Origin of the sequence: Lysinibacillus sp. SGAir0095, assembly GCF_005491425.1 — a bacterium.
Taxonomy (GTDB): domain Bacteria; phylum Bacillota; class Bacilli; order Bacillales_A; family Planococcaceae; genus Ureibacillus.
The window spans coordinates 2,884,834-2,908,295 of sequence record NZ_CP028083.1 but is presented as its reverse complement, the minus strand read 5'-3'; the positions used below and the strand labels follow the sequence as shown (position 1 = coordinate 2,908,295).

At 37.2% G+C, this 23,462-nt stretch carries 16 protein-coding genes; 11 read left to right on the top strand and 5 right to left on the bottom strand.

Annotated elements, in window-relative coordinates; all coding sequences use genetic code 11:
• The first annotated feature begins 155 nt into the window (after positions 1–155).
• The 4 genes from C1N55_RS14315 to C1N55_RS14300 all read left to right on the top strand — a co-directional run bounded on the left by C1N55_RS14315 (position 156) and on the right by C1N55_RS14300 (position 6,132).
• On the top strand, positions 156–3,482 hold the full coding sequence (locus C1N55_RS14315; RefSeq protein WP_137729472.1) for a DNA translocase FtsK: 3,327 nt from the start codon (positions 156–158) through the stop codon (positions 3,480–3,482).
• A 278-nt stretch (positions 3,483–3,760) separates the two neighbouring features.
• The gene (murC, locus tag C1N55_RS14310; protein WP_137729471.1) at positions 3,761–5,077 is read left to right on the top strand and encodes a UDP-N-acetylmuramate--L-alanine ligase; all 1,317 of its coding nucleotides are present in this window, start codon (positions 3,761–3,763) and stop codon (positions 5,075–5,077) included.
• 90 nt (positions 5,078–5,167) lie between these two features.
• Positions 5,168–5,653: a DUF948 domain-containing protein gene (locus C1N55_RS14305; protein WP_137729470.1), complete on the top strand. Its 486-nt coding sequence runs from the start codon at positions 5,168–5,170 to the stop codon at positions 5,651–5,653.
• Between the two features lie 20 nt (positions 5,654–5,673).
• Positions 5,674–6,132, top strand: coding sequence for a YtxH domain-containing protein (locus tag C1N55_RS14300; protein WP_137729469.1), 459 nt, complete (start codon positions 5,674–5,676; stop codon positions 6,130–6,132).
• Between the two features lie 82 nt (positions 6,133–6,214).
• Here the strand turns inward: C1N55_RS14300 and C1N55_RS14295 are convergent, their stop codons facing one another.
• On the bottom strand, positions 6,215–8,365 hold the full coding sequence (locus C1N55_RS14295; RefSeq protein WP_137729468.1) for a cell division protein FtsA: 2,151 nt from the start codon (positions 8,363–8,365) through the stop codon (positions 6,215–6,217).
• Positions 8,366–8,540: 175 nt separating this feature from the next.
• Between C1N55_RS14295 and C1N55_RS14290 the strand changes: the two genes are divergently transcribed.
• Both C1N55_RS14290 and ccpA read left to right on the top strand, forming a co-directional pair.
• On the top strand, positions 8,541–9,626 hold the full coding sequence (locus C1N55_RS14290) for a bifunctional 3-deoxy-7-phosphoheptulonate synthase/chorismate mutase (protein ID WP_137729467.1): 1,086 nt from the start codon (positions 8,541–8,543) through the stop codon (positions 9,624–9,626).
• A 250-nt stretch (positions 9,627–9,876) separates the two neighbouring features.
• Entirely contained in the window at positions 9,877–10,875 is a 999-nt protein-coding gene (gene ccpA / locus C1N55_RS14285; protein WP_137729466.1) for a catabolite control protein A, read from the top strand.
• 119 nt (positions 10,876–10,994) lie between these two features.
• Here ccpA and C1N55_RS14280 read toward each other — a convergent pair whose 3' ends face one another.
• The 3 genes from C1N55_RS14280 to C1N55_RS14270 are packed head-to-tail and all read right to left on the bottom strand — an operon-like array spanning position 10,995 to position 13,459.
• On the bottom strand, positions 10,995–12,152 hold the full coding sequence (locus tag C1N55_RS14280; protein ID WP_137729465.1) for an acetoin utilization protein AcuC: 1,158 nt from the start codon (positions 12,150–12,152) through the stop codon (positions 10,995–10,997).
• Entirely contained in the window at positions 12,149–12,799 is a 651-nt protein-coding gene (locus C1N55_RS14275; protein WP_137730655.1) for an acetoin utilization AcuB family protein, read from the bottom strand. The genes C1N55_RS14280 and C1N55_RS14275 overlap by 4 nt, the downstream gene beginning before the upstream one ends.
• 27 nt (positions 12,800–12,826) lie before the next feature.
• A complete protein-coding gene (locus tag C1N55_RS14270) occupies positions 12,827–13,459 on the bottom strand; it encodes a GNAT family N-acetyltransferase (RefSeq protein ID WP_137729464.1) in 633 nt (210 codons plus the stop codon).
• A 297-nt stretch (positions 13,460–13,756) separates the two neighbouring features.
• Between C1N55_RS14270 and acsA the strand changes: the two genes are divergently transcribed.
• The 5 genes from acsA (at position 13,757) to C1N55_RS14245 (ending at position 20,059) form a co-directional block, all read left to right on the top strand.
• Positions 13,757–15,484, top strand: coding sequence for an acetate--CoA ligase (gene acsA, locus C1N55_RS14265; RefSeq protein ID WP_205758477.1), 1,728 nt, complete (start codon positions 13,757–13,759; stop codon positions 15,482–15,484).
• A gap of 358 nt (positions 15,485–15,842) precedes the next feature.
• The gene (gene argC, locus C1N55_RS14260; RefSeq protein ID WP_168193868.1) at positions 15,843–16,877 is read left to right on the top strand and encodes an N-acetyl-gamma-glutamyl-phosphate reductase; all 1,035 of its coding nucleotides are present in this window, start codon (positions 15,843–15,845) and stop codon (positions 16,875–16,877) included.
• Positions 16,878–16,887: 10 nt separating this feature from the next.
• Positions 16,888–18,114 (top strand): bifunctional glutamate N-acetyltransferase/amino-acid acetyltransferase ArgJ, encoded by a 1,227-nt coding sequence (gene argJ, locus C1N55_RS14255; RefSeq protein WP_137729462.1) that lies wholly within the window; start codon positions 16,888–16,890, stop codon positions 18,112–18,114.
• Entirely contained in the window at positions 18,077–18,868 is a 792-nt protein-coding gene (argB, locus tag C1N55_RS14250) for an acetylglutamate kinase (protein WP_137729461.1), read from the top strand. The genes argJ and argB overlap by 38 nt, the downstream gene beginning before the upstream one ends.
• A 39-nt stretch (positions 18,869–18,907) precedes the next feature.
• Positions 18,908–20,059: an acetylornithine transaminase gene (locus C1N55_RS14245; protein WP_137729460.1), complete on the top strand. Its 1,152-nt coding sequence runs from the start codon at positions 18,908–18,910 to the stop codon at positions 20,057–20,059.
• 79 nt (positions 20,060–20,138) lie between these two features.
• Here the strand turns inward: C1N55_RS14245 and C1N55_RS14240 are convergent, their stop codons facing one another.
• Positions 20,139–23,126 carry a transglycosylase domain-containing protein gene (locus tag C1N55_RS14240; RefSeq protein ID WP_137730653.1) on the bottom strand — a complete coding sequence of 996 codons (2,988 nt, stop codon included), beginning with the start codon at positions 23,124–23,126 and terminating at the stop codon, positions 20,139–20,141.
• Positions 23,127–23,462: the final 336 nt, after the last annotated feature.

Sequence of the window (23,462 nt, the reverse complement as noted above, 5' to 3'; positions counted from 1 at the left end):
CTTCAAAGCTAGTTTTTGAATAATTTGGTTAAACCAAATGTGAAATGGCACAAAATTCCCTATGAAATTGGAATCATTAGTTAAATTTTGGTGCCTACTTACATATAATTACTTTATAATAAAATAGCTATGTTGATAGAAAAGAGTGATAAATAATGAATTGGTTTAAAAAACAAATTAATAAACTATTTGATAATGATATAGATGATGATCAATATTACGAAGAAGATGTGTTTGAAGACGAATTAGTTACTACGTTTAATAATAGCGATGAGCGAAAGCTTGACGATCCTCAAAATAATAGAAAAAGCTTTAAGTTTCCAATTATATCTGATGAAGAAATGGAATTGCCTAACGAGCCTACTCATTCGTTTAATCCAGAAGCTCAAAATCATCTCTCCAATAGATTTGAAGAGTCAAGAAGGGATATTAAATATTTTTACCAACCAAATGCTATTTCCAAAGTATATGATGTCGAGGTTTCAGGAATCCGCGATTTACTAGAAAAGCGTCAGCGCATTAAAGGCCACTCAAACGTAATTAATAGACAAGAATCTACTATTTTACGGAGAGTTGAAAAAGTAAAAGCACAGGAACAAATAAAAAAGGATTATCGAAACACAGCAACTATAAAGAAAAACTTAGTTGAACAAGAAGATCCACTCGTTCCAAAGCGAAGGTTTGTTCCAACGCAAGTTCCATCTCCAGTTCATGGATTTAAGAAACCGAGTAAAATAGACGAATTGCTTTCTAAAAAGCAGGAGAAAATAGAGTCAAACTCTAATGAAAAAGAGATTGAGAATGTCCTTACTGAGGATAAAAATATTCCGAGTATTAATTATTCAGAGCATGAAAATAGGGTAGAAGCTGTTCTTTCGGAAAGCTTGATTGTTAAAGAAGAGAATTTAAGGACAGCACAGCCAAAAGTAAAGTATAGGGAACCTTTACATGAAGTACCGGTTACTAGTTTCATTGATATAGAGGATGAGGTAGAGGAAAAGCCCATCTACCTAAAAGAAGAGCTATATGAAAAAGTAGAAGAGTTGCCAAATTTAGCTGAGGAAACTGACGAAAGAGATCTCAGGGAAGATCAAGTTGTAGAAAAACTTCAACGATTCCAAGCGAACCAACAATTACAAGTCTATCAAGAAGCTGCAGTTACAGTATATGAAGCAGAACCTTTTGAAGGTAAAAAAATTGATATGGAATCACATGGTATGGTACAAGACGAAGGTCAAAAATCATCTGAACTAGATTTTATGGAACTACAAAATGATCAAGAACTTGAAGAATATTTTGAAACAAAACAATTTCATGAAGAAAGTGAACCTGTTTCAGAAAGCTTTGAAGAACAAGTTGAGTTCCCGGTAATAAATCAGGAGAACGAAGTGATCAATTCAAACCTTTCTTATGAAGAACCAAGTGACATTTATCCAAAGACAGAATTTGAACAAGAACCTATTTTGCATCCTATTCAAAGTGCTCAAGTGCAAAAGTTGGTGTCCATTGCATTAAATGATAGCCAATTTACGGAAGAAACAGACGAACAGATAGGGCATGAACAAGAATCATTCACAAGTTATCAGCCTGAAGCCTATGAGAATAATCTTCAAGAAACAGTAACAACTGAATCTGAAGAAGAAAAAGATCATTTGACTTGTGAAAACGAAGAACAGAAACTGGAGCAACCGCAATCCAAAGGGAGTAAATTACCTTTTAATGTGTTAATGCTGAAATCAGACAAAGAAAAATATGCAGCCAAATTAGCACAAAAACAAATGCTTCAACATAATGATGATAATAAAGAAATGTATAGGCAGATAACTAAGACTGAAGAATCGCATGAAAAACAACCGCTTCATGTGAATCCTGAGGACCTATCTCCATTGACAGTGCTTGAGCCGTATGGAGGAAAGCAAGAAAGTGAAATAGGGGTCTTCCAGGAAGAGAAAGAGCAAGAAATCGAAACGCCTTTAGCTCAGACTTCAGAAACTATTTCTTTACGAGAAGAGACAGAGGAAACGCCTGAAGAAATTGCTATAGATAGTAAAGTGGTGAGTTCACCACCGAAGATATATGTAAAACCTTCTTTAGATTTTTTAACGCCTCCTGAAGAAAAAACAGAAGATCGAGAGTGGTTGGAATCACAAGCAGATATTTTAGTGGAGTCTTTATCCTATTTCCAAGTAACTGCACAGGTAGAGGCCATCACGCAGGGGCCAGCAGTTACACAGTTTGAAATAACAGTGGGTCATGGTACCAAAGTAAGTAAGATTCGCAATCTGTCAGATGATTTAAAGCTTGCATTAGCAGCGAAGGATATTAGGATTCAAGCGCCAATCCCAGGGAAAAGTACAATTGGGATTGAAATACCAAATCGTATTTCAAGAGCGGTACAATTATCTGAAGTAACTTGCAGTGATTCATTTAAAGAATCTGAATCCCCATTAGAGGCTGCATTAGGACTGGATTTAACCGGTAAGCCTGTAACAATTGACTTGCGAAAAATGCCGCATGGTTTAATAGCAGGGGCGACAGGCTCAGGGAAATCTGTTTGTATAAATTCAATATTAATTAGCTTATTATATAAAGCTAACCCAAACGAGTTAAAGCTGATGTTAATTGACCCAAAAATGGTCGAACTTGCACCATTTAATAATATTCCGCATCTAGTTAGCCCAGTAATCAGTGATGTGAAGGCAGCTACTGCAGCATTAAAGTGGGCAGTTGAAGAAATGGAAAGACGTTATCAATTATTTGCCCATGTAGGAGTTCGTGACTTACCACGATTTAATAAATTAGCAGAATCTAAAGGTGAATATGGTCATAAACTACCTTACATTTTAATCGTGATAGATGAGCTTGCAGATTTAATGATGATGTCGCCTCAAGATGTAGAGGAAGCCATCTGTCGTATTGCACAAAAAGCAAGAGCATGTGGGATTCACCTAATTGTCGCAACTCAGAGACCATCTGTTGATGTTATTACAGGGCTGATTAAATCAAATATTCCTACTCGTATTGCATTTGCAGTTTCTTCTCAAATTGACTCACGTACAATAATTGATAGTCAGGGTGCTGAGAGATTACTTGGAAGAGGAGATATGCTTTACTTAGGCAACGGAATGAGCGATCCAATACGTCTGCAAGGTACATTTGTAACAGATGATGAAATAGAGGAAATTATCGATCATGTAAGAGGACAGGGAGAACCTGATTATTTCTTCCAGCAAGACGAATTATTAAAGAAAACGGAACTTGTTGAGGAACAAGATGAGTTATTCGAAGAGGTTTGCCGATTTGTTCATGAACAAGGCTCTGCTTCTACGTCTTCGATCCAAAGAAAATATCATATTGGTTATAATCGTGCAGCACGTTTAATCGATATGTTAGAAAGCCAAGGCTTTGTTTCAGAGCCAAGAGGAAGTAAACCAAGAGAGGTTTATATTACAGAATCTGATTTAACGTCAATGTTTGAATAATGAGGGGGAATCCCTCTCATTTTTTTGTAAATTGAAAGTAAAACAAATCCAAAATGCTAGCGTTTTAAAAGATTAAAACGTGTAGCATTCTGCCAATTTTCTAACTTAAATATAAAAATACGAATAAATGAGTGAATCGGTAGATAAATAAAGATATTTTACAATATTCTTTATTAAAAATAATGCTATAATGGGGTAAGTTTTGTTGTATTGGCACAAACTAACTTATATCAAAAACGTTCATTCATTGGGAGCAGTGTATCCCGGGAGGTTTAAATATGACATTTTATCATTTTACAGGAATTAAAGGTTCAGGTATGAGTTCATTGGCTCAGATATTATTTGATTCAGGAGAACAAGTACAAGGCTCTGATTATGAGACCTACTATTTTACAGAAAAACCGTTAAGAGAGCGTAACATTACAGTTTTACCGTTTAGTGAGGAAAATATTAAAGAAGGTATGACTGTAATTGCAGGGAATGCCTTTCCAGATGAGCATCCAGAAATTGTTCGTGCGAAGGAATTAGGTCTGGAAGTTATTCGTTACCATAAGTTTTTAGGGGATTATATCAATCGCTATACATCGATTGCTATTACTGGAGCACATGGCAAGACGTCCACAACTGGACTGATGAGTCATGTAATCGCAGGCTTCATGCCAACATCTTATCTGATTGGTGATGGCACGGGTTCTGGTAAAGAAGATGCTAGCTTCTTTGTGATGGAAGCTTGTGAATATCGACGCCATTTCTTAGCATACCATCCAGACTATGCGGTGATGTTAAATATTGACTTTGATCATCCAGACTATTTTAATGGTATAGAGGATGTCTATTCAGCATTCCAGGAGCTGGCATTACAAGTGAATAAAGCAATCATTGCTTGTGGGGATGATGAGCATCTGCAAAAAATTCAAGCAAATGTACCTGTTGTTTATTATGGTTTTGCTACTCATAATGATTTTGCAGCTAGGAATATTGAAAAAACAACAGAAGGTACAACTTTTGAGGTTTATGTAAGGAATGAATATTATGATAAATTCTTCATTCCTCTTTATGGTGACCACACTGTATTAAATGCACTTGCTGTTATTTCCCTCTGTCATTATGAAGGAATTCCAGCACAATTAATTCAAGAGCGTTTACGTACTTATGGTGGTGTAAAAAGACGTTTCACAGAGACGAAAATTGGGAATAGTGTACTTGTAGATGATTACGCGCATCATCCAACAGAAATAAAGGCAACAATACAATCAGCACGTCAAAAATATCCAGATCGACAAATCATAGCTGTTTTCCAACCACATACATTCAGCCGTACAGCAGCCTTTTTACAGGACTTTGCTGATAGCTTATCACAGGCAGATGCAGTATATTTATGTGATATTTTCGGTTCAGCCCGTGAAAAGCAAGGGGCGCTATCAATTGAAGATTTACAGGCTTTAATAACTAATAGTAATCTTCTTCAAACTGATAAAATTGAACTGTTGAAAGAACATACGAATGCTGTCTTCCTATTTATGGGTGCAGGAGATGTTAACAAGTATCAAAATGCATTTGAGGATGTATTGAAAAGTAACGAAGAAACAGCTTAAACGCCTAAGTTTAGGCTGTTTTTTCTAAACGGAAGGATTCGCTCTAAATTTTGTCGAATAATAGGAAGTAGTAGACGTAGGAGGTTATTTATGGAAATCATTTTATACATCGCTGCATTACTTGCAGGAATAGGCTTTTTAGTATTATGTATTAGTGTTGGTATGACCCTATTCGGCTTGAAAAATACTTTAAATAGTATTGCTGGAACAATTGCAGGTATCGAAGGGCAAATGGAAGGAATAACACGTGAGACAACCTCTCTTTTAGAGAAAACAAATACACTTGCTGCAGACATTGCAGACAAATCAGTAAAGTTAAATAGTGTGGTAGATGCAGTAAAAAATATTGGAGTTTCGGTAAATGGCTTAAATACATCGATCAACCAAATAACTTCGTCCATTTCAACCGAAGTAAGTAAAAATGAAGAAAAGATAGCCCAAGTTGTGCAGTGGGGTAATGTGGCTATGGAATTCGCAGACAAATGGAAGCAGCGCAAAACAATTGATCAAAACGATGTAGAAGAAGCGACTGAAGAAATAGTTAAAAAATCTTCTAAATTCAAGCGCAGAAAATAACAAAAAAGGGGATGGAGAGAATGGCAGGGGAAAAACCGAACTATAACGAAGTAAAAAATGAATTACCAAATTTACCTCAAGTTTATACAGGAACAGATGCTATTTACGAGGAGGAGTCGGTGAACATGAAAGATTTTGTTATTGGAGCATTAGTGGGTGGAATTGTTGGAGCAGCAGCAGGTTTGTTACTTGCACCAAAAACAGGTAGAGATTTACGCAGTGATGTAGCTAGTCAAGCTGAAATGATTAAAGATAAGAGTGTTACATTATCATCTACAGCAAAAGAAAAAACAGTTCAAATTTCCAATCAATTAAAAGAACAATCAACTCAACTAGTTGATAAAGTAAAATATAAAGCAGCGAAGGTTCCAACAGTATTTGATGACGGTACTGTCTCATACGAAGGGGAAGAACCATTGGAAAACGAAACTTATGAAGGTGTAGACATGTCTGAGGTATCAAGACCTTCATCAATCTAACAAACTAAAAACCAGATGGAGAAAACAAACCGTTTTCCTCCATCTGGTTTTAAATTTGTGTATGAGGTGAAACAAGCTCTTACTACTGTACAGTTTGTTCAGTTAAAATTATCTCAAGCTGATCGCCGCCAAAAATCTCTTCATCAAATGATGACGGCTGGCCATTTCGCAAGATTTTAAATTGTCCTTTGAAGTCTACTGGTAATTGCCATGTAGAAAAACGGAAAATATCCATGTAAGTCCAATTGTTAGTATCTTTCTCTACAATGGAAAGGGAGTTGCCATTCACAACCGTATATGTTGTTGGTACGATTTTTCCATTAACCAGCACTTCTCTACAAACTTTTCTTAGTTCCACTGTTTCGTGTTGGAAGGAGACGACAATCCTTTCCTCGAGAATGAGGTTCAGCTTATTAGCGACCATTTCTACTGTAGGATTGGGAGCATCTTCAATTCTGATTGAATCACCATCCTTAAATGGATAGGTAATTTTGCTAGGATTACCATTCAATATTAACGTGGAGGAAAAGTCAGGAAAGAGGACTGGTTTTCCATCAATAGTAAGGTAGAACGATTTCAATTTTTGTAAGAGCTCGATTTCATTAACATGCTTAAGTAAATCTTGAATTGTTTCGATTATTTCAATTTTTAGTGAATCGCGGTCCTGCAATTCATGGGCAGAGGAACAAATTTTGTTGTTTACTTTAACAATAGGTTCAATGATATACGATGTATCCTGGATCGTTACTTTTTTGAAGAGAGCATCATCAACAAGCTCTCGAACCGTAACTTTTGCCTCGTGACCGTCTCGGCCTTCCACAAGAATAATTACGTCTCCATTTTTTATAGCTGTTTTGGTAGAAGCAGGCTCGTCATTTACAAGTATTGTGGCAGGATGTCCATGTCCACCTGGAATTAGAATATCCTGATTGTTTACAGATATGGCAATACCTTGACCTGGTTTTCCATAAAGCTGTTTCGCTCGGATATTCGCAGACAGAAAGGCATCGGCCACAGTCATTTCTTTTAGTTCAAATAGTCTTACAACCTGCTCGTTTACGGTTACTGACATATACTGAATAGGTGCTTTCTTTGCAGCAATGGCAATACCAATTGGAGTTACTAGCTCTGGTGTTGCTGGGATGGACTCTTCCTTCGTTAAGTTCTGAATGGCATCGATTCCTCGCACTGCTACACGATTGACCGGAAGATTTAAAACCTTACTCAATTCAATTGGTAAGTTTGGGGTTAGACTGCCACCCCCAACGAGCATCACAGCTTTAGGAGGAACTTGATTTAATCTTAATAGTTCTCTGCCAATTGCCTGTGCCAGCGCTTCGATTGATGGTTGAATCGCTTGGACTACTTCTTCTTTTGGATATGATTGTTCAAAGCCAAGAATATCCTGAATGACTACATGTTCTTCAATAGATAATTGTCGTTTTGTTAGTTCTGCTATTGGGAAATCGAGTAGATAATGGTCACTTAATGCCTCTGTTATCTCATCACCGGCAGTTGGCACCATTCCATACGCAACAATCGTTCCTTTATCGGTAATGGCAATGTCAGAAGTACCCGCTCCAATATCTACCAGGGCGACATTTAAGCGTCTCATGGATGGTGGGATAAGTACGTTAATGGCTGCTATTGGCTCTAAAGTAAGAGCTTCCATTTCTAAATCTGCACGTTTTAAAGCGGCAAGCAACGATTCAACAACCACTCTAGGTAAAAAAGTGGCGATGACTTCAATTGTTGCTTCATCACCTTGTTGGTCTACTAAACTACCGATTTCTTCTCCATCTAGTCTATAAAATAGTACAGAGTAGCCTACACAATAATAGTGATTCAATTTTTCATCTTCTTTAGTGGAGAGAAGCTTTGCCTGTGCTAGCTGTACAGCCTGGAGCTCTATGCGACTAATATCTTCTTCAGTAAAGATAGGACGATTTTTAATATTGATCGTAATGCTTGCTTGCTCTGTTTTTAGGGCTCGACCGGCAGCAGCAACACTTACTTTTTGTAAGGGACCATGCTTTTCTTCGAGTTCACTTTTAATTTCTTTTATTAAATCTGCAACATATAACACATTATGTATTTGTCCATCTACCATAGCTCGTTCTTTATGTTCTCTTATGAGTATGTCGATTACATGAAAATGGTCGTTTTGCTCTTCTAAAATAATCCCGACAACCGAGCGCGTACCAATATCTAGGGCAAATAATTTAGAACTCAAGTGGAACCGCTTCCTTTCTATATATAAAAATAAATTACTTTAGCGAGTTGAATCGCTAAAGAAAAAAGCGTGACAATTTGAAATTTGTTGACTATAATATGATTATTAACTTAAAATGTACCATACATTTTGATGTTCTGAAAAGAGAAGATACAAGAAGGAGAGGAGAATAGAAATGAGTGAGCAAAATTTAGAAGCGTTACGTAGTCAAATAGACGAATTAAACATAGAAATCTTACGTTTAATTAATGAGCGAGCAGAGATTGTGGATGAAATCGGTAAAATCAAAGGTAAACAAGGTGTCAACCGATATGATCCTCTTCGTGAACGCCATATGTTAAATCTATTAAAAGAGCATAATAAAGGCCCGTTAAATCAAATGACGGTTGACTTTATATTTAAGCAAATCTTCAAAACAGCTCTTAAACAACTTGAAGCTGATAAGAAGAAAGAACTTCTTGTATCTCGTAAGAAAAAATCAGAAGATACGGTTGTTGAAATTAATGGTGAAACAGTAGGAGCAGGAGGCCCAACATTCGTATTTGGCCCATGTTCAGTAGAATCATACGAACAGGTTGCAGCTGTTGCAGCGTCAATTCAAGCAAAAGGGTTGAAATTGATTCGTGGCGGAGCTTACAAACCACGTACATCTCCATACGATTTCCAAGGTTTAGGGCTAGAGGGCCTTAAAATCTTAAAACAAATATCTAAAGAGTATGGCCTTGGAGTTGTTACAGAAATCGTAACACCAGCACACATTGAAGAAGCATTAGATTATGTTGATGTCATCCAAATTGGTGCACGTAATATGCAAAACTTCGAGCTATTAAAAGCTGTAGGTTCGACAAATAAACCCGTTCTATTGAAACGTGGTTTAGCAGCGACAATCGATGAATTCATCCATGCGGCAGAATATATTATGTCTCAAGGGAATGAAAACATTATGCTATGTGAGCGCGGTATCCGTACTTACGAAAAAGCAACACGTAACACTCTAGACATTTCAGCTGTACCAATTTTGAAACAAGAAACACATTTACCTGTATTCGTTGATGTAACGCATTCAACTGGCCGTCGTGATTTACTATTACCGTGTGCAAAAGCTGCAATCGCTATCGGAGCTGACGGGGTAATGGCTGAAGTACATCCAGATCCTTCTGTGGCGCTATCTGATTCTCAACAGCAAATGGATATTCCTGAATTCGATGCATACTACAATGAGCTGCTAAAATTCATGAAACAATATGAGTTAAAAGCTTAAAAGTGTTTAGGTCCAAAAGTATTTGACAATACTTTTGGATTTTCTTTTTGGAAGAGGACATTCTTATCATCTAATTTCAACGAAGGCATATCGTAATTGATTTACGATATGTCTAGTTTTTTTATTATAAATAGAGTTAAAAAAAGGAAAATGTTTAATCTTTATGAAGTTTATATGGTTTATATTGAAAATGAAATGGAAATTGTCGTATGATTATAATAATAATTTGACTTAAAAGGAGGCGTATCCTTTGACTGTAACGATTTATGATGTTGCACGTGAAGCAAATGTTTCAATGGCGACGGTGTCACGTGTAGTTAACGGAAACCAAAATGTAAAACCTGCTACAAGAAAAAAAGTGTTGGAAGTAATTGAACGCTTAGAATATCGACCAAATGCAGTAGCACGTGGTCTAGCAAGTAAGAAAACAACAACAGTAGGGGTTATTATTCCAGATATTTCAAATAATATTTATGCGGAAGCCGCACGTGGAATAGAAGATATAGCAACGATGTATCGCTATAATATTATTTTAGCGAACTCAGACCAAAACGAAGACAAAGAGTTAAATCTATTAGATACAATGTTAGGAAAGCAAGTAGATGGTATCGTAATGATGAGTGATGCAGTAACGCCAAAGCTTCATCAATCAATGGAACATTCACCTGTACCAATTGTGCTTGCTGGGTCAGTGGACGAAACCAACAATTTCCCTTCGGTGAATATTGATTATTTCCAGGCGTCTTATGAAGCAGTTCAGATGCTAATAGCTAATGGTCATAAACGAATTGCATTTGTTTCAGGACCACTTGCATATACGATTAACTCTAAATTTAAACTTGAGGCTTTTAAAAAGGCTCTAACAGATGCAAACCTTGAACTGGATGAACAGTTAATTATTTCGGATGATGGTACGTATGATAGTGGCCTTGAAGCTTGGGATACATTAAGTAACCTTGAGCAACCACCGACTGCATTTTTTGCAGGGAGTGATGAATTAGCAATAGGACTAATTCATGGTGCACAGGATAATGGTAAAAACGTTCCTGATGAAATTGAAGTAATTAGCTTTGAGGATTCGAAGCTTGCACGTATGGTGCGTCCGCAACTAACAAGTGTTGTATTACCGTTATACGATATTGGTGCTGTAGCGATGCGTTTACTTACAAAATTAATGTACAAAGAAAATATAGAGGATCAATCGGTTATTATTCCTCACAGAATTGAAAAAAGAGATTCTGTAAAATAGTAAAAGGCAGCTCGTTTTCAATGCGGATCGGTAGAATGATTTTTTTGATATCCGCATATGAAAAATATCAATACGATCATTTGGTCGATTTGTGTTTTTCTGACGAAGCTGCCTTTTATTTATCTTCTTCCTGCTCGAATCATATGAAGTGCTTTCATCAGCATCTGTGCATTTTTTTCTTCAATTTCTAGCTTACGTGGAATCGGTTCATATAAAGGAGTTGGATCCTCCCATGTTGGAATCAGTGGTACTGGAGATTCAGGCTGCCATTTTTCCAACCAGGTTTTTGGGAGTCCGCCAGTTGGTAAAGCCAAGTTGTTCATCTCGGTCCAGATATAGGACCAGGCTCTTGGAACAACACGCCATATATCATACCCACCGCCACCTACAGCAATCCATTTTCCATCACAGTATTCATGTGCTAACTTATGTGCTAATCTAGGTATCTCTTGATAGATTTTCATCGTTCCATATAGATGGGTAAGAGGGTCAAAATAATGAGCGTCAGCACCATTTTGTGTAATAACAACATCAGGTTTAAAATAGTCAAATATTTCTCTTACGGCTTGTTCATAAATTTCTAGAAAACTTTCATCCTCTGTAAATGCATCTATGGGAAAATTAAATGATGTTCCATAGCCTTGACCATTGCCGCGTTCGGTAACATTACCTGTACCAGGAAATAGGTAGCGACCTGTCTCATGAATGGATAGTGTACAAACATTCGGATCATCATAAAAAGCCCATTGAACCCCATCTCCATGATGTGCATCTGTATCTATATATAATACTCGCGCATTGTATTTCTCCTGCATATAACGGATAGCGACAGTACTGTCATTGTAAATACAAAAACCTGAAGCCCGGCCAAAAAAGCCATGGTGTAGGCCACCACCTAAATTTAATGCATGTCGACTTTTACCTTGCATTACATAGTCTACTGCTTGCAATGTACTTCCAACTAACAAAGCACTTGCTTCATGCATATTGCTGAATATCGGTGTATCCTCTGTTCCAATTCCATAGTTTTCGCATGCTTCTGAAGTTAATAAACCATGGCCCGCCTTTTTCACAATTTCGATATACTTTTTATCATGACCAAGAGCGATTTCTTCATCTGTTGCAACTCGTGCAGGTACAATATCTGCATCCGAAAGGGCATTTATATCTTTAAGTAAATCCATTGTTAAAAGTAAACGCTTATGATTAAATGGGTGCGAATCTGAAAACTTATATCCAAGCTGTTCTGGCGAATAAATAAAGACGGCATCTTTCATGAACGATCAACTCCAGGTAAATTTGGCCATAACACATCAAAGCCTTCTTTACGCAAATCTTCAATGATGGATAATGGATTAATAATCTGTACTCGAACACTAATAATCTTGCTTTCTTTATGATTTTTGCTAGGATATACTAACACACTTAACACATTGGCATGATGCTTCTTAAAAATCTCTGTAATATCAGAAAGAATACCAGGCTTATCGATTACTTGAATATCGATTTTGGAGGAGGGTTTGTTTGCCCCAGTTAGCTCGATATATGTATAAAGCAAATCGGTTGTTGTTACCATACCAACTAATTTGCCACCTGACACAATTGGAAGACAACTAATTTTAGAATCATAGAGTGTAAGGGCAACCTCTTCAATAAAATCTAGTGGATGCCCTATTAGTGGATTTTTTACCATAATCTCTTCAAGAGGCGTCTCATAGGTTGTTAAATTTAACTCACTTTTTATAGTAGATGGTAAAACGTTTTTTAGATCATGTGCTGTTATGATGCCTACTAATTTTTCACAGTCATCGATAATCGGTAAATGTCGAATTTTTTTCTCCCTCATCATTTCAATCGCATCTTTAACGGTATGAGAAGGAGCTAAAGAATGGATATCTCTATTCATAATTTCTTCAATAATCATCATGTTGTTTCCGCCTTTCAATTACAGTTAGTACATAAAACGATTTTTAAAGCGTAGTTGGTCAAAGCGTTCCATTGTATCATTATTCACACGCTTACCTACTCTCGCCATTAAGCAGTTGGCAGGATGAGATGTGATTTCTGGATCATCTGTGGCGAAATATTCGAAATCGACACTCTTCATCAGCCGTTCCATCATCCTACGATAATCCCATACATTTAGACCTGTCCCTTTTAAATCCCAGTGCCAATAGTATTCTGTTGTTATCACTAAATAATCTTCCATTGCATCATCCATGAAAGACACTTGTAATAAATTTTTGGCTACACCTCCACCACGATAGGAGGGGATTACTTCAATCGCGCCAAGCTCTATCATATTTTCTATCTGATCCTCAGACCATCTCTCTAATGGGTCGGGATATAAAAAAGTGACATAGCCTACAACGGTCTCTCCATTTCGAATAATAAGTATTCGTCCTTCTTCTAGTTTAGCAATTTCAACTAATGCCTTTTGCTGCTGCACAGCTGGTCTAAATGATACTAAATCTTCATGAAAAGTGTATTTCTCCAGCTGTTCTGAAGGAATGGGTCCTTCGATTGTTACAAGCCCGTGCCTTGTTTCCATTCTTAGGGAATAAAAGCTTTTAATATGTTCCATTCTAATTCGCTCCACCTGAGTTTGATACCATCATTATATGATAATTTATGCGTAAAATCGCTGTTATTTGTTAAAAATACTTTAATTGTACCATTATTGAAAATATTTTACTCAAAATGTTCAGAATATTGTAAAATAAATTTATTCAATCTATAATACTGATTCTTAGTATTAAAAGAAGGAATATTTTCACATTCTTTTACAGCAAGAGATTTACAATGATTTTGTAATTATATTCCATAATTTTATAATTGTGGACATGTTTAAGGCAAAATTGATTTGAAAGGGGTAATTTTTATGGGGATAAAAATTACAGACAGACTAGCTGTTTCAGGTGGAGATTATCATTTGAAAAGATATGATGAAATGGCTGCATCTTTTGATTGGAAAGAGACAGAAACATCTTTTAGCTGGCATGCAACTGGGAAGGTCAATGCTGCTTATGAAGCCATTGATCGTCATGCGGAAAGCTTTCGAAAAAACAAAGTAGCATTATTTTTCGAAGATGGGAATCGAAAAGAAAGCTATACGTTCTATGATATGAAACGTTTTTCGAACAAAGCTGCAAATGTGTTTAAACAACACACTACTTTAAACAAGGGTGATCGTTTGTTTATTTTTATGCCGCGGTCACCTGAATTGTATTTTTCTCTATTAGGAGCAATTAAAATGGGCGTAATAGTAGGTCCATTATTTGAGGCATTTATGGAAGGAGCCGTTTATGACCGATTGTCGGACAGTGAAGCGAAAGCATTAGTTACTACTCCTAGCCTATTAAATCGAGTTCCAGTAGAGAAGCTTCCACATTTGGAAAAAATCTTCGTTGTTGGGGAACAAATCGAAGAGAATGAGAAAATTGTGGACTTTGCAAGCGAAATGGAAAAAGCATCAAGTTTATTTGATATAGAGTGGGTGGACCGTGAAGATGGCATGCTACTTCACTATACTTCCGGTTCAACGGGAGCTCCAAAAGGTGTGCTACATGTTCATAATGCGATGATTCAGCATTATCAAACTGCACAATGGGTTCTGGATTTACAAGAACAAGATATTTTTTGGTGTACAGCAGATCCTGGATGGGTTACAGGGACAGCTTATGGTGTGTTTGGTCCGTGGCTAAATGGTGTAACAAACTTAATAGTTGGTGGACGGTTTAGTCCAGAAAATTGGTATGGTGCAATCGAACGATACGGAGTAACAGTTTGGTATAGTGCACCTACAGCATTCAGGATGCTAATGGGTGCTGGTGCAAGTGTGTTAGAGCAGTTTGACCTTTCTACTCTTCGCCATATACTGTCAGTAGGAGAGCCTTTGAATCCAGAAGTTATCAAGTGGGGTATGGAAGTACTTAACCATAGAATCCATGACACTTGGTGGATGACTGAAACAGGTGGCCATATTATTTGTAATTATCCCTCAATGGATATTAAGCCAGGTTCAATGGGGAAACCTGTACCGGGTATCTATGCAACCATTGTGGATGATGAAGGAAAAGAAGTTCCCCCATATACGATGGGGAACTTAGCGATTCGAAAAGGATGGCCGTCTATGATGCGTCAAATTTGGGGCAATCCTGAGCGATTTGACTCCTATTTTCTTAGAGATGAATGGTATATTACAGGCGATTCAGCATATATTGATGATGATGGATATTTCTGGTTCCAGGGCCGTGTCGACGATGTCATTATGACTTCTGGTGAACGAGTAGGTCCATTTGAAGTGGAGAGTAAATTACTTGAACATCCTGATGTCGTAGAGGCAGGAGTAATAGGTAAGCCGGATCCGATACGCGGAGAAATTATAAAAGCCTTTATAGCACTAAGGGAAGGGATAGAAGCTAGCGATGAATTAGCAGAAAATATACGTAATTTTGTTAAAACGGGTTTAGCTGCCCACGCTGCACCAAGAGAAATTGAATTCAAAGAAAAGCTTCCAAAAACGAGAAGCGGAAAAATTATGCGTCGTGTTTTAAAAGCATGGGAATTGAAACTGCCAACTGGAGATTTATCTACAATGGAAGATTAATTTTCACAACATAATACTAGATATAAGGTTATAAATGGGGAATAGTACTTTTGGGATTAGCAATGGTATGGCAAGAATTTATTTGGTAATAATTAACAAATACTTAATAAAATATTAATATTTATACAATATCTTGAGAGGGTACTCTATTATAAAATATGATAGAGTACCCTTTTTGTTGTCCGTTTAAAAATTTTGAAAATATATAAAAATACAGTTGACTAAATAATTATGCAGAATTATACTTACGTTATCTTGGTAGATTTGGAAGCGGAAAAGTTCGTTATATGCATAATTAATAGAACATCTCACACGAATTTGACGCAAGAAGTGATTTTCTAATTTAGGGGTGAATGAATTGAAAGTTGGAATTATAGGGGCAACAGGATATGGGGGATTAGAATTAATCCGTTTCTTACACAATCATTCAGAGGTTGAAAAAATCGAATTGTTTACTTCTTCGGAAGAAGGAGCAATTTTTTCTTCAAAATTCGGTCATTTGTTATCGATTCACGATACACCATTACAAAAAATTGATGTAGAAACTTTAGCTAGTTTTGATGTTGTATTTACAAGTACTCCTTCTGGTGTAACGAGTAAACTACTTCCTCCGTTAGTCGGTATTGGTCCAAAGCTGATAGACCTTTCTGGTGACTATCGCTTAAAGGATTTAGGTGCTTATGAAAAATGGTACAAGAAAGAACCGGCACCGGAATCTATTATAAAGGAAAGTGTATATGGACTTACTGAATGGAATGAGGCAAATATAAAATCAGCTAGTTTAATAGCTAATCCGGGGTGTTATCCAACTGCTGTTTTACTTTCAGTGCTACCTTTAATAAAAGAACGACTGATCGATCCGAGCTACTTAGTGATTGATGCCAAAAGTGGTGTATCTGGTGCAGGTAATAAGCCCTCCCAATTAACACACTATAGTGAAATGAATGAAAATTTTTCAATATATAAAGTAAATGAACATCAACATATACCTGAGATTGAACAGGCCATTACAATGTTTGCAGACGCAGAAACAGCTATTACTTTCAATACACATATTGTTCCAATGACGCGGGGAATTTTAGCTACTTCCTATGCACCAGTATTGCCAGGTGTTACGAACAAGCAACTAAATGATTGTTTAAAAGAAACATATAAAAATCATCCATTTGTCCGTGTAGTACAGGATATATCTACAATTGGAACAAATCGAGTAAAAGGTTCAAACTATTGTGATATTTTTGTTCAGCTAGATGAAAGAACAAACAGAGCCACTATAGTTGGTGTGATAGATAATTTGGTAAAAGGGGCTGCGGGGCAAGCAATCCAAAATATGAATGTCCAGTGCGAATTTCCACAAACATTAGGTCTGGATGTTATTCCATTATTTATTTAAGGGGGAGAAAATGTTGAATTTAATCTATGAGATTAGAAAGATATCAAGTAAGAATATTTTGTCACCAAAAGGATTTTCAGCTGCGGGTATGCATTGTGGCATTAAGCATAAGAAGAAAGATTTAGCTATCTTGGTAAGTGAAGTTCCAGCAAGCGTTGCTGGTGTATTTACTACGAACGCAATTCAAGCTGCACCAATAAAAGTAACAAAAGAGGTTGTTTATCACACAGGTAAAATGCAGGCACTAATCGTAAACTCTGGAAATGCGAATGCTTGTACTGGAAAGCAAGGGCTTGCTGATGCATATGAAATGCAAAGTCTAGCAGCGGAGAAGTTGGGTATTGAACCTTCTCTTGTTGGAGTTGCTTCAACAGGTGTAATTGGTGAAATCATGAAAATGGAACCAATCCGTACAGGTGTTGAAAAGTTACAGTTAGGGAGCTCTTTAGAGGATGGAATCGATTTTGCACAAGCGATCCTTACAACAGATACTGTTATGAAAAACACTACTTACAGTACACTTATCGATGGGAAAGAAGTGGTAATCTCTGGTACAGCTAAGGGCTCAGGAATGATAGAACCCAATATGGCGACGATGCTAGGATTCATTACTACGGATGCGAATATTGAATCGGATGTATTACAAAATGCACTTTCTGATATAACGAATGTGACTTTCAATGCAATTACGGTGGATGGGGATACGTCGACCAATGATACAGTAATTGTTATGGCAAATGGATTAGCAGGAAATGATACATTAACACCAGCACATCCTGATTGGAATAATTTTTATAGCACTTTACAACTAGTTGCAGAAGATTTAGCAAAAGCAATTGCTCGAGATGGAGAAGGGGCAACTAAATTAATAGAAGTAGAGGTTACCGGAGCCATTTCGGATGTAGAAGCCCGTAAAATCGCCAAAACTGTAGTAGGATCACCTCTTGTGAAAACGGCAGTATTCGGAAATGACGCAAACTGGGGACGTATCATTGCTGCTGTTGGGTATAGTGGTGCTACGGTAGACCCAGAAAAAATCTCTATTAAAATCGGGGAAGCATTAATGGTGCAAGATGGGGAGCCAGTACCATTTTCAGAAGAAGAATTAATCAAAATCCTAAAAGCAAACGAAGTGAAAATTTACGTGTCTTTAGGTCAAGGAGAAGGACACGGATTAGCATGGGGGTGCGATTTAACATATGACTATGTTCAAATCAACGCTTCCTACCGTTCGTAGAAAAATCGTCATTAAACTTGGCGGCAGTACATTGGAAGGCTTAAATAAAGCCTTCTTTTCCAATTTCAAAAATCTGCAACAAGATGGATATGACATCATTATTACACATGGTGGAGGGCCAGCAATTAATAGAGAACTAGAAAAGCAACATGTGAGCTCGACCGTGTTAAATGGTATTCGTGTAACGAATGGAGATGCGGTTAACATCGTACAATCAACTTTAATAGGAACTGTAAATCCTTCTTTGGTGGGCGAGCTAAATGAAGCCGGAATTTTGGCAATAGGTTTAAATGGGTTTGATGGTCAATTATTACAAAGTGATTTTCTAGACCAGGAAACCTATGGCTATGTAGGAAAAATAACAAGTGTGAATACCCAACTAATTAATATTTTATGCGAGAACCATATAGTCCCTGTTATTGCTTGTGTAGGGGCAACTGGGGACGGGCAAGCACTGAATATTAATGGAGATACTGTTGCGAGTGAGGTAGCATTAGCCATTGGAGCAGAAAGTTTATTACTAGTGACAGATGTTTCTGGCATTCGTATCGATGGAGAATATCAAGAAGAAGCGACGCCGAGCTTGATCAACCAATGGATTGAGGATGGACATATTTATGGAGGTATGATTCCAAAGGTTCAAGGGGCTCTTCAGGTGCTGAAATCTGGTATTCCTAGTGTACAAATTGTTAACGACCAATTAATGGGAACTCTTATTGTTCCTTCTTATAATGAGAACCTAGCGCCAAGATAGAAGAGAATCTTACAAAAAAATGGATAAGGAGCTGGTCAAATGAATGCATTATTTAACAACTATTCTAGAAGACCAATTAGTATTGTTGAGGGAAAAGGAACGATTGTAAAAGACTCAAATGGGAAACAATATCTCGATTTCACAAGTGGTATTGCTGTATGTTGTTTAGGCCATGCTCATCCAGCATTAGTAAAAATAGTACAGGAACAAAGTGAAAAGCTATGGCATATAAGCAATTTGTATGAAAGTCCCGGTCAAATTGCTTTAGCGGAAAGTTTGGTGAAGGATAATCACTTAGCTCATGCACTATTCTGTAATAGTGGAGCAGAAGCAAATGAAGCAGCAATTAAATTAGCTAGAAAACATACAGGTAGACATCATATTATCACTTTTAAAAATTCCTTCCATGGAAGAACTTTCGGCGCAATGTCTGCCACAGGCCAAGAAAAAATTCAAAAAGGCTTTGGACCATTAGTTGATCAATTTACTTATCTTCCATTCAATGATGTAGAGGCACTTAAGGAAGCTGTCGATCATACTGTCGGTGCAATCATGCTTGAGATAATTCAAGGTGAAGGTGGCATCTATGAGGTTACAGAAGAATTTGCCCAAGCAATCAATGAAATCTGTGAAAATAATGATATCTTGCTGATCGTGGATGAGGTACAAACAGGAATTGGACGTACGGGTACACGTTTTGCCTTTGAGCAAACAGTTTTAAAACCGGACATCGTATCAATGGCGAAAGGATTAGGTGGGGGCTTCCCAATAGGTGGGATTTTGGGAACAGCAGAATTATATGAAACATTTGGCCCAGGTTCACATGGAACAACTTATGGAGGAAATCCTCTGGGAGTAGCTGTAGCTCAAACAGTCATTGATCATGTATTTGACTCTGCCTTCTTAAGTGAGGTGGAAGAAAAATCACAATATTTAATTAGTATATTAAGAGATGCCTTTCCACAAGAACAATTCGCGATTCGAGGTAAAGGCTTATTGCTAGGTATTGATTGTGGAAAAGACGTCGCTTCCTTAGTTGGTAAAGCTGAAGAAGAGGGGTTATTACTAGTAGCAGCAGGTCCCCAAGTACTTCGATTATTACCACCATTAACCGTAACAAAACAAGAAATAGATGAAGCCGTAGAAATTTTGAAAAAGATATTAGTAGAAGAAAAAAGCCCAGTCTCTTAGACTGAGCTTTTTGATTTGGATGGAAATAGTATCCATTTGGCTTCTTTCTTGTTAGACATTGGAGATAAGCCAAAGATTGCTATGGATTTGAATCTGTTGGAGGAGTTTGTCCTGATCCATTACCAGGGTTAGTACCGTTTCCTTCACCAGTACCATTTCCACCACCATTATTATTCCCGTTACCATTGCCGTTCTCATTAGAAGATCCATCCCCATTTGAACCATCATTAGAACCGTCATCTGTTCCACCATTTCCATTGCCATCGTTAGGGTCTGGTGTGTTTGATTCTGGAGGTTCTACCGGTTCTGTTGGTGGTGCAACAACTGTTGTGATTGTATTTGACTGAGCTGATTCTAGACCAGTTATGTCAACAGCTACAACAATATATGACCTGCCACTTGTAATAGAGGTTTTTAATGCACTTCCGTCTTTTAATGTAGTCACATGGGATCGCCCACCATTTGTTACATCATATACTCGATAGCCAATGACATCATTTGAGGCTGATTTAGACCAAGTTATCGTATTGCCTTGCAGCGATACATTTACAGCCTGTGGAGGACTTCCATCAGCATTAAACTTAGCAGATGAAACAACATTACTTGTTCCTGTTGGCCATAATTTTGTAGGATCTCCACCAAGCCTTCCAAGTATTCTTTCAGCAAATGCAGAATTAATACCTGAGCCGCCTGTTGTAACAAATTCTCTAGGTGTAGAGTCTAATGCAATATAAGCTTTACCATTTATCATCACTGATGAGGATGCATTTAAACTGTCATCAACTCTGCTAGGTAAAAATACATTTCGATTAAATAAATCTGAACGAACTAAACCAGCCTGAGAGCATGCTGTAGAAGGAGCATCTCCTGAAATTCCACAAAATGATGCGTTTACAACATTGGATGGTCTTTGGAATTGTCCAACTGGATCTACTAACTCTGGATTTACATCGTATAAGGAATTCATTAGACTTGCCCACAACAAGTTAACTCGCGTACTTGGTTGTCCATAAGTGTTATTGAATTGATATAGCGATTTATTTTTTTCGTAGCCTAACCATACGCCTAGTGAAATGTTTGGATTATATCCCACTAACCACACATCTTTGAAATCATTTGTTGTACCAGTTTTAGCAGCAAAGTCAGAAGAGAATTTTAATGTACTGTTTGCTCTAGTTGCTGTTCCGTATTCTAAAACGTCTCTTAACATATCTGTAACTATGTAAGATGTTTCAGGTGAAAACACTTGAACTGGCTCAACTTCATGCTTGTAAATAACGTTGCCATCCAGGTCTTCGATTCTGTCAATCATATAAGCATCGACAAATTGACCGCCATTTGCAAAGGTTGCGAATGCATTGGTATTTTCTTCAACTGTTGTACCGTGAGTAATACCACCAATTGCAGCCGAAAGGTTCTCATAATCGCCTGCTGTTACTTTTGAGAAGCCCATCATTTCTAAATAACTGGCTGGTTTTTTATCTTGAATTGAATCATATAAGCGTAATGCTGGTAAGTTTTGAGATTTAGCTAAAGCTTCTCGGGCAGGAATTATCCCCAGCTCCTGACTTTCAATATAGTTTGATGGGCTATATCCGTCAAAACCACGTGTAAATTTCACATCAACTACCGGGCTACCAGCACCTATAACTCCATATTCAATCGCAGGTGCATATACTAATAATGGTTTCATTGTCGAACCATTTGGACGATACGCTCGTGTTGCGTAGTTAAATTGTTGTTCTAAATTAAATTCTCGACCACCGACAAAACTTAAAATCTTGCCCGTACTATTTTCAATGGCAATACTTCCGACTTGAACTGGTTCTTCGATTACAATTTCTTCACCAGTCTCATCATCAATTTGGGTAGTTGTAAAGGTTTGACCATAACTTTTGAAGTTCTTAGCAGATTCTTGCATTGAGTCATACATACCCTTATCAATTGTCGAATAAATTCTATAACCACCGGAACGTACATCGCGATCTGCTAAAATCATATATTTTTCTTCTAAGTTATCTTCTTCATCTAAACGTTTAGGATCAATACCATCTTTCTCAGCTAAAATTCGAGCGATAATTTCTTTTGCTCGGTCTTCGAGCTCATAAGTAAGCCATGGATAATTATCTGAAGCTTCTGGTTCTGGTTCGCGGAAATCTTGTGTAATGTCATATTTTGAAGCTTCATCGTATTCAACTTGTGTAATATAGCCGGTAGCCAACATACGTTTTAGTACTGTTTCCATACGTTCAATACCAGGCTTTAGGCCAGCAGCATCTTTTATCTCACCTTTATTTGTAAATGGTGTATGTGCGAATGGTGCTTGGGGAATTCCGGCAATATAAGCAGCTTGAGCTAGGTTTAATTCAGATGCTGAAATGCCAAAAATACCTTGGGCGGCTGTTTCTACCCCGGCAATATTTTTACCAGATGCATTCCGGCCGTAAGGAATGATATTTAAATATGCTTCAATAATTTCTTCTTTTGTCATGAATTTTTCTAAACGTATGGCTAATAAGATTTCTCTTGCTTTTCTTTCATAGGAGACTTCGTTCGTTAAAATTTGGTTTTTAATTAATTGCTGTGTTAATGTCGAACCACCTGTTTGGGTAGAAGAGTTTGTAAAGTCCTGTAAAAGTCCGCGCAAAACGGCTTTCGGAACTATTCCATAGTGTTCACGGAAATACTCATCCTCAGTTGCAAGTACAGCATTAATAAGTAAAGGAGATACTTTTGCAAGGGAAGTTTCTCTTCTTTCCAAATCAGTACGTAATTTTCCTATATAAATATCACCTGCAAAATAGATTTCGCTTGTCTCATCATAATTATAAATCTGATCACGCATTTCTGCTTTTGACATAAGTGGATCGTCTTTAACGAGCGAAGCAAAGTATCCTAATCCCAGGCCACCGACAAAAACAACTGCTGTAGTTGTAAAGATTAAGAATATAAGGATTAAATTCCAAATAACACTACCAGTTATTCTTAACCTGCTCATTTGCTTTGACGTTGCTAATCTATCTATTTTTGCATTTAATGCTCGTATATATTCTATTAAACGATTCATCCATTCTTTCACGAAACGTCACCCCCTAAAATCTCGTTTATTATAGCATATTTCACTATAGTACGAATATATATATTGACATTGAATTTAAAACGGGTAGAATAATCATTATAATTTCAAGTGTTGATAAGTTTGAAGTAGTGTTTTCATTCCCTGATATAGAGAGCTAGCGTTTGGTGGAAGCTAGACAAAGTGTAAACACGAATTACGTTCTTGGAGCTTGAACGACTTGCGTTGCGTTAAAACGTTTATGAGGGGAAGAGTATCTACTATTAGAGTATTCTTCAAGCCGGGTGGTACCGCGTTAAATTTGTTTATTAACGTCCCAGCATGCAA